Annotated in this window: 7 protein-coding genes; 5 read left to right on the top strand and 2 right to left on the bottom strand. The window is 65.7% G+C overall.

The annotated features are described in order from the left end of the window. Window positions 1-656, bottom strand: a 656-nt coding sequence (locus JOY90_RS08755; protein ID WP_291690745.1) for an FAD-dependent oxidoreductase, incomplete at its 3' end; no start/stop codon positions are given. Between the two features lie 106 nt (window positions 657-762). Here JOY90_RS08755 and JOY90_RS08750 point away from each other — a divergent pair. Continuing rightward, a complete protein-coding gene (locus JOY90_RS08750) occupies window positions 763-1,275 on the top strand; it encodes a MarR family transcriptional regulator (RefSeq protein WP_291690744.1) in 513 nt (170 codons plus the stop codon). A gap of 16 nt (window positions 1,276-1,291) precedes the next feature. On the opposite strand, the gene JOY90_RS08745 is transcribed toward JOY90_RS08750, so the two are convergent. Further along, window positions 1,292-2,098 (bottom strand): N-acyl homoserine lactonase family protein, encoded by an 807-nt coding sequence (locus tag JOY90_RS08745; protein WP_291690743.1) that lies wholly within the window; start codon window positions 2,096-2,098, stop codon window positions 1,292-1,294. 383 nt (window positions 2,099-2,481) lie between these two features. On the opposite strand from JOY90_RS08745, the gene JOY90_RS08740 reads away from it, so the two are divergent. The 4 genes from JOY90_RS08740 to JOY90_RS08725 all read left to right on the top strand — a co-directional run. Next, window positions 2,482-3,945, top strand: coding sequence for a caspase family protein (locus tag JOY90_RS08740; protein WP_291690742.1), 1,464 nt, complete (start codon window positions 2,482-2,484; stop codon window positions 3,943-3,945). A gap of 265 nt (window positions 3,946-4,210) precedes the next feature. Continuing rightward, entirely contained in the window at window positions 4,211-4,876 is a 666-nt protein-coding gene (locus JOY90_RS08735) for an OmpA family protein (protein ID WP_291690746.1), read from the top strand. A 167-nt stretch (window positions 4,877-5,043) separates the two neighbouring features. After that, on the top strand, window positions 5,044-5,970 hold the full coding sequence (locus tag JOY90_RS08730; RefSeq protein WP_291690741.1) for an efflux RND transporter periplasmic adaptor subunit: 927 nt from the start codon (window positions 5,044-5,046) through the stop codon (window positions 5,968-5,970). Continuing rightward, the coding region (locus tag JOY90_RS08725) for an efflux RND transporter permease subunit (protein ID WP_291690740.1) at window positions 5,970-8,108 on the top strand (2,139 nt) is incomplete at its 3' end. The genes JOY90_RS08730 and JOY90_RS08725, both read left to right, overlap by 1 nt.

Below are 8,108 nucleotides of genomic sequence, written 5' to 3'. Positions count from 1 at the left end.
GTGGGGAAGGCCGCCGTCATCCGGACGTCGGCGATCAGGAACTGGTCCTCGAACGCCTGCCCGGAAAAATCCGCGCCGACCATCTGCCGCAGCAACGAGCGTGCGCCGTCGCAGGCGATCACATAGGCCGCGTGCATCCGGTAGGGGCCGTCGGGCGTCTCGATGGTCAGCACCACGCGATCGTTGCGCTGCTCCAGGCCGGCCACCTTGTTGCGCCAGCGCAGGTCGATCGCCGGCAATTCGCCGACCCGGTCCACCAGATAGGCTTCGGCATAGTATTGTTGCAGATTGATGAAAGCGGGCCGCTTGTGGCCCTCTTCCGGCAGCAGGTCGAACTGGTAGAGCTGCTGTTCGCCGTGGAAGATGCGGCCGACGCTCCACACCACGCCCTTGTCCGCCATGCGGTCGCCGACGCCGAGGCGATCCCAATATTCCAGCGAGCGCTTGGAGAAGCAGATGGCGCGCGAGCCCTCGCCGATCCGGTCGGCGTCGTCGAGCAGCACGACCCGTTGTCCGCGCTGGGCAAGATCGATCGCGAGCGACAGCCCGACGGGACCCGCGCCGACCACCACGAGGGGATGCCCGGCCGCCTCGCCGGCGGCGCGGTCCTGGTCGGCGTGACGGCGGTAGCCGAACTGTTGTTTCGCCTGTGCCATGGATCTTCCAAGGCTCATCTCAAGGGCTCATTTCAAGGCTCCGACCCAGCACCGCGCCGGACGCCCTTGCCAAATGGTCGCATCTGCAACTATCTTAAACCGCCGGATGCGGCGGGCGTCAACTCAATTCGGAGCGATTTTCTTGCCCAAGCTCGACCTTTTCAAGTTCGTGCCGTTCCGCCTGAACCGGCTCGCGGCCGAGGTCAGCCTGGCGCTGTCCAGCGAGTATCAGGAGCGTTACGGCCTCGACATCCCGGAATGGCGGGTGCTGGCGACGATCGGCTTCCGCAACGAGCCGTGCAGCGCGCAATACATTTCGCATTGCACCCGCACGCACAAGTCGACCATCAGCCGGGCGGTGACCGCGCTGATGCGGCGACGGCTGGTCGAGCGGGTCGAGAACGCACATGACCGCCGCGAATTCTCGCTGCGCCTGACGCGGAAGGGCAAGGCGCTCTATGAGGAGTTGATCCCGCGCCTGTTGCGCAAGGAGAAGACCATCATGGCGGCGCTGTCGGCCACCGAGCAGCGCGAGCTGGCGCGCCTGCTCGGCAAGATCGAGAAGAATCTCGACCTGGTGCAGACACGCCAGGAAGCCGACGAGAAGCTCGGCTATTGAGCGCCGATCCGGCGCGCTATTTCGCAAACGAGCGCGACGGCTGCTCGTGCAGCGCGAAGGCGTCGACCTTGTCGCTGGCGCGCGGGTAGATTTCGGCGACGATCGGATCGTGCCCCGGGATGAAGCGATCGGGATGACCGGCCAGCCGCTCGACGATTTCCCAGCCCTGCGCCATGTCGCCGACATTGTAGACGATCGGAAACGGGCTGCGCTTGTGCAGGTTGGCGTAGTAGTGTGAAGCGTCCGACGCCAGCACCACCGGCCCGCGCGCGGTATCGACCCGCACCACCTGCAAGCCGTCGGAATGGCCGCCGACGCGATGCACGGTCACGCCGGGCGCGATCTCGCCATCACCGGAATGGAAGGTGACGCGCTCGCCATAGACATGGCGCACCATCAGCGTGACGTGCTCGACCGAGAACGGATGGCGCAGCATGCCGTTGCACATGCAGCGCCCGGTGGCGTAGCTCATCTCGCGCTCCTGCAGATGGAAGCGCGCATGGGGGAAGCGGTCGAGATTGCCGGCATGGTCGTAGTGCAGATGGGTGACGACGACATCCTGGATCGCATCGGCCTTGACGCCGAACGCTTCCAGTGCGTCGACCGGGTTGAGCGTCAGCTTGCGCGCCCGGAGCGCCGCCTCCTCCGCGTTGAAGCCGGTGTCGACCAGGATGTTGCGGCCGCCGCCGCGGATCAGCCAGACGAAATAGTCGAGGTCCTGTGCGGTGGCGTCGTGCGGATCGGGCGCGAGGAAATTCATGCTGGGCGTGCGCGGCGCCATGGTGGCGTAGCGAAGCGCATAGATCTCGTAGGCATTTCCCATGGCATTCACTTTTCGTGGTTCGTTGGCGGGAGATCGCAACAAGCCATTACCGCCGCCAAAGGTCAAATCCGCGCCACCGGGAAAAGGGCTGGGGAACAGCCCGGCGGACATGTGTCACCGGAAAGACGCAAGCCCAAAAAATGTGAGCCGAATCACATCAATGACGAGCCTTCTCTGGGACCTTGCACCGCCGAAAGCCCGTCTCCAGCCCCCTCGAATTCGGTGCACAGACCCTGTCCTGATGTTGCCCGCGCATCGCGATAACCAAGGCGTCGCAAGTGGTTGACGCGTCATCACCGCGGTTTGATAATGCGCCACGCGTGGGGTAATGTCGCCGGGGCGCAAGCTTGGGATCGGCGCCCTTTTTGTTGGACCGCCGCGGCATGAAACTTCGCCTTGCATTGCTTCTGACGTTGATTTTTTCGGTTGCATCGACGGCGCCCTCGTCCGCTGCCGGCGATCGGCGTGCGCTGGTCATCGGCAACGCCAAATATCCCGATGCCGACGCGCCCCTGAAGGAGCCGATCAACGACGCACGCGACGTCGCCGACGAATTGAAGCGCGACGGCTTCGACGTCGACATCCAGGAGAACCTGACCGGCGACGCCATGCGCCGCGCATTCGACCGGTTCTATGGCAAGGTCAAGCCGGGCGCGGTCGCGCTGATCTTCTACAGCGGATACGGCATCCAGTCGAACCGCCAGAGCTACATGATCCCGATCGACGCGCAGATCTGGCAGGAGCAGGACGTCCGTCACGACGGCCTGAGCCTCGAATCCGTGCTCGGCGAGATCAACAGCCGCGGCGCCGGCGTCAAGATCGCGCTGATCGACGCCTCCCGGCGCAACCCTTACGAGCGGCGCTTTCGCACCTTTTCCGCCGGGCTCGCGCCGGTGATCGCGCCGAACGGAACGATGGTGATGTATTCGGCGACGCCGTCCTCGGTGGTTCCCGACAATGGCGGCGAGCACAGCCTGTTCGTGCAGGAGCTGTTGAAGGAGATCCGGGTGCCGGATCTGGCGGCCGAGGAGACGCTGAACCGCACCCGCGTCGGCGTGACGCGGGCCTCGCGCCAGGAGCAGGTGCCATGGATCTCGTCGTCGCTGGCGGAGGATTTTTCCTTCATCCCGGGAGGGGGCGGCACGCGACCTTCGACGGGACCGAGTGTCGCGACATTGCCGCCGCCTCCCCCCGCGGCGACACCTTCGCCGAGTCCGACGGTCGAAGCCGCCCTGCCCCCACCGTCGCCGCCGCCACCACCTCCGCGCATCGATGCTCCGGTCGCTCCGCCGCCTCCCCCGCCGCCGGTCGCGGACAAGCCGATCGAGAAGCCGCTTTCCCCCTCGCTCTCGGATGATCCGACCATCAAGAGCCTGACCGACAAGCTCGTCACCAATCCCGACGACGTCAACGCGCTCTACAGGCGCGGCCAAGTCTATGCCAGCAAGGGCGCCTACAGCCTCGCGATCAAGGATTTCGACGACACGATCCGGCTCAACCCCAAGGATGTCGAGGCGCTCAACAACCGCTGCTGGACCCGGGCGGTGGTCGGCGACCTGCAGGCAGCGCTGAAGGATTGCAACGAGGCGCTGCGGCTGCGGCCGAACTTCGTCGATGCGCTCGACAGCCGGGGGCTCGTCAACCTCAAGTCCGGGGCGACGAAGAATGCCATCACCGATTTCGACGCCGCGCTCAGGATCAACCCGCGGCTGACCTCCTCGCTCTACGGCCGCGGACTTGCCAAACAGCGCAGTGGCGCGGTCTCCGAAGGCAATGTCGACGTCGCCAATGCCAAGGCGATGGACCCGAACATCATCCAGGAATTCGAAAGCTACGGGGTGCGTTGATTATTCTGGGTCGAGGGCCACCGCCTTCGAACCCGCAGGGCGGCGGCGGCGACATATTGGTTGGTGTCCAGCGTCATATTGGTATCCGATTGCAACGGGTGGTTGGCGGATGTCGGAGCCGGGACACGAGCAGCGCCTGGATTCGAGTTCCGCCATGGCCGCCTCGAAACGGGTGTCGCTCGAGCCTGCGCCGCGCATGCCCGCGGCCGGCTGGAGGTTTTTTTCAAACGCGCGGGCAGCGCAGGAGGGACTGGCAATGACGAGGATGATGTTCGGAAGCGGCAGACTGACGGGGCTTCTGTCGGTCATGACAGTTGGGGCCGCGCTTTCGCTCGGGATCGGCGCCGCCCTTGCCGGCGAGAACAACGTCACCGAGGACCAGATCATCCACGCGCTGGCGCCGGCCAAGAAGGCGCCGCTGACCCGCGGCCTGTCGTTCGCGCCGCAGACATCCGACGATCCGGCCCAGGCCGCCGCCGAAACCAAGCTGATCAGCAATGTCCGCGGCCGCACCACCCGCTCGCTGTCCGCCTCCGAGCGCGAGGAGATCGCCAACATGGCGAAGGACAAGCCGAATATCGACCTGGAAATCACCTTCAACTACAATTCGGCGGACATCAGCGCCAAATCGTTGCCGTCGGTACAGGCGCTCGGCCGTGCGCTCACCAGCGCCGATCTCAAGGGCTCGACCTTCATCGTCGCCGGACACACCGACGCCGCCGGCGGCGACGCCTACAACCAGGACCTTTCGGAGCGGCGCGCCGATTCGATCAAGCACTATCTGATGCAGAATTACGGCATCGCGGCCAGCGACCTCGTCACCGTGGGCTACGGCAAGAGCAAGCTGAAGGATCCGAGCCAGCCGCTGGCCGAGGTGAACCGCCGGGTGCAGGTGGTCAACATGGAAAACAAGACCACCGCCTCCAAGTAGATCTCCGATCAGATCAAGCAAGCGCTCCGTGTTGCAGGTAACGCGTTCGACAGCACGGCGTCCCGCGCCTTCGCGGGACGCCTTTTCATCCAGCGGCCGACCGCCCGTCGCCGATGGGCCGCCGCGCGGCCCCTGCCTCTCCGACCCTCCAGTGAGTTGATCCGGCGATGCCCCTTTCCGACAACATCAAGCGTGGGCTGGGCGTGGTGTTCTTTGCCGCGCTGGCGGCGGGATATTACTGGTTCGAGCACCGCCCCGAGCCTGAGGAAAAGGAAACGGTGGTCCCGCCGCAGGTCGTCGTCGTCAAATCGGCCAACGCCTGCTTCTCCGATCTCGTGCGCGTGACCGGGCATGTCGTGGCGCGCCGGGAGGCCGTGGTCGGGGTCGACCAGGAAGGCTCCAAGGTCACCGAGGTGCTGGTGCACGAGGGCGACACCGTCACCGAGAACCAGGAGCTGGCGCGGCTCACGGCGCCACAGCAGCAGCCCGGCGCGCCACAGCAGCAGGGCAGAGGCGGCCCGATCACGCTGAAGGCGTCGGCCGCCGGCCTCGTCACCGAGGTCAGGACGATCGTGGGCGCACCGGCCTCGCCGCAGGCCGGACCGATGTTCCGCATCTCCGTCAACAACGAGGTCGAGCTCGATGCCGAGGTGCCGAGCGTGCACCTGCCGAAGCTCAGTCCCGGCGTCACCGCCCGCATCAACCGCGACAACGCGCCCGACCTGATCGGCCGGGTCCGGCTGGTGTCGCCCGAGATCAACCGCACCACCCAGCTCGGCCGCGTCCGGATCTCGCTCACCAACAACCCGTCGCTCAAGATCGGGATGTTCGCGCGCGCCAATATCGACGCCAAGCGGAGCTGCGGCATCGCGATCCCGCACACCGCCATCGACCACCTCACGGTCCAGGTGGTCAAAGGCAACGTGGTCGAGATGCGCAAGGTGAAGGTCGGCCTGGTGTCCGACACCTCCACGGAAATCCTCGAAGGGCTCACCGACGGCGAAGTCGTCGTCGCCGATGCCGGCTCTTCGCTGCACGACGGCGACCAGGTCACCACCATGCTCGCCGACGAACTCGACCGACGGGGACGCTGATGGCACTCAATATCTCGGCTTGGTCGATCCGCAATCCGCTTCCCTCGGTCGTCTTCTCGATCATTCTGTTGATCCTGGGCTGGGTCAGCTTCACCAAGCTCGCGGTGACCCGCCTTCCCTCGGCCGACATCCCGGTGATCTCGGTCGCGGTATCGCAGTTCGGCGCGGCGCCGGCCGAGCTCGAATCGCAGGTCACCAAGACCATCGAGGACGGTGTCTCCGGCGTCGAGGGCGTGCGCCACATCTCGTCCTCGATCACCGACGGCCTGTCGCTGACCACCATTCAATTCGCGCTCGAGACCAATACCGACCGCGCGCTCAACGACGTCAAGGACGCCGTCACCCGCGTCCGCGCCAACCTGCCGCAGAACGTCACCGAGCCCCTGATCCAGCGCGTCGACGTCATCGGCCTGCCGATCGTCACCTATGCCGCGATCTCGCCCGGCAAGACTCCCGAGCAGCTCTCCTATTTCGTCGACGACGTGGTCAAGCGCGCGCTGCAGGGCGTGCGCGGTGTGGCGCAGGTCGAGCGCATCGGCGGCGTCGAGCGCGAGATCCTGATCTCGCTCGATCCGGACCGGTTGCAGGCCGCGGGGCTGACGGCCGTCAATGTCAGCCAGAGCCTGCGCGGCACCAACGAGGATCTGGCCGGCGGGCGCGCCGAGATCGGCAAGAACGACCAGGCGATCCGCACCCTCGCCGGCGCCAAGACGCTGAACGACCTCGCCGGCACCATGATCTCGCTGTTCGGCGGCGGCGAGGTGCGGCTCGACGACCTCGGCACCGTCACCGACACCATCGCCGACCGCCGCACCTTCGCCCGCTTCAACGGCGAGCCGGTGGTCGCGCTCGGCATCAAGCGCTCGAAGGGCGCCAGCGACGTCGTGGTCGCCGCTGCCGTGCAGAAGCGCATCGACGCGCTGAAGACACAGTATCCCGACGTCGACCTGAAGCTGATCGACACCTCGGTGAAGTTCACCAAGGGCAATTACGAGGCGGCGATCTCGACCCTGTTCGAGGGCGCCATTCTCGCCGTCGTCATCGTGCTGCTGTTCCTGCGCGACATCCGCGCCACCATGATCGCCGCGATCTCGCTGCCGCTGTCGATCTTCCCGGCGTTCTGGGCGATGGACATCCTGGGCTTCTCGCTGAACCTCGTCTCCTTCCTCGCCATCACGCTGTCGACCGGCATCCTGGTCGACGACGCCATCGTCGAGATCGAGAACATCGTCCGCCACATGCGGATGGGCAAGACGCCCTATCGCGCCGCCCTCGAGGCCGCCGACGAGATCGGGCTCGCGGTGATCGCGATCTCGCTCACCATCATCGCGATCTTCGCGCCGGCGAGCTTCATGTCGGGCATCGCCGGGCAGTTCTTCAAGCAGTTCGGCATCACCGTCTCGGTGCAGGTGTTCTTCTCGCTGCTGGCGGCGCGCTTCGTCACGCCGATGCTGGCCACCTATTTCATGAAGCATCATGATCATGACGATCCGCCGCCGGGCCGCATCCTCAATGGCTATCACAGCGTCGTCAGCTGGTCGGTGAAGCACTATTTCATCACGGTGCTGATCGGGTTCGGCATCTTCGGCCTTTCCATCTGGAGCATCTGGCTGCTGCCGCAGGGCTTCCTGCCCGCGCAGGACACGGCGCGCTCACTGCTGGCGATGGAGCTGCCGCCCGGCTCGCAGCTCTCCTATACCGAGAAGGTCACCGAGGACATCGTCGCCCGCCTGCGCAAGCGGCCCGAGATCAAGAGCGTGTTTGTCGACGGCGGACGCGTGCCGCCCGCCATCACCGAGGTGCGGCGCGCCTCGCTGATTATCAACTACACGCCAAAGGGCAACCGCAGCATCACCCAGAAGGATCTCGAGCTCGAGATCAGCAATGAGCTCGAGAACGTTCCCGACATCCGCTTCTGGTTCCTCGATGAAAACGGCCTGCGCGCGATCTCGCTGGTGGTCACCGGCACCGACAGCAACATCGTGAACAACGTCGCCAATGAATTGGCGACGCAGATGAAGCGGATCACGTTGATCTCCAACGTGACCCCGGAAACTTCGCTCGACCGGCCCGAGCTTCGCATCCAGCCGAAGGCCGATCTGGCGGCGCGGCTCGGCGTCACCACGGAAAGCCTGTCG

Source organism: Bradyrhizobium sp., assembly GCF_019242285.1.
In the GTDB taxonomy this organism is placed as follows: Bacteria; Pseudomonadota; Alphaproteobacteria; order Rhizobiales; family Xanthobacteraceae; genus Bradyrhizobium.
The sequence above is the reverse complement of the archived record's forward strand: the minus strand, read 5'-3'. Positions and strand labels throughout refer to the sequence as shown.

Bases quoted from the DNA above. Each gene is read 5' to 3' on its own strand.
- JOY90_RS08750 (WP_291690744.1), top strand. From the start codon at position 763: ATGCGGCGGGCGTCAACTCAATTCGGAGCGATTTTCTTGCCCAAGCTC.
- JOY90_RS08745 (WP_291690743.1), bottom strand. From the start codon at position 2,098: ATGGGAAATGCCTACGAGATCTATGCGCTTCGCTACGCCACCATGGCG.
- JOY90_RS08740 (WP_291690742.1), top strand. From the start codon at position 2,482: ATGAAACTTCGCCTTGCATTGCTTCTGACGTTGATTTTTTCGGTTGCA.
- JOY90_RS08735 (WP_291690746.1), top strand. From the start codon at position 4,211: ATGATGTTCGGAAGCGGCAGACTGACGGGGCTTCTGTCGGTCATGACA.
- JOY90_RS08730 (WP_291690741.1), top strand. From the start codon at position 5,044: ATGCCCCTTTCCGACAACATCAAGCGTGGGCTGGGCGTGGTGTTCTTT.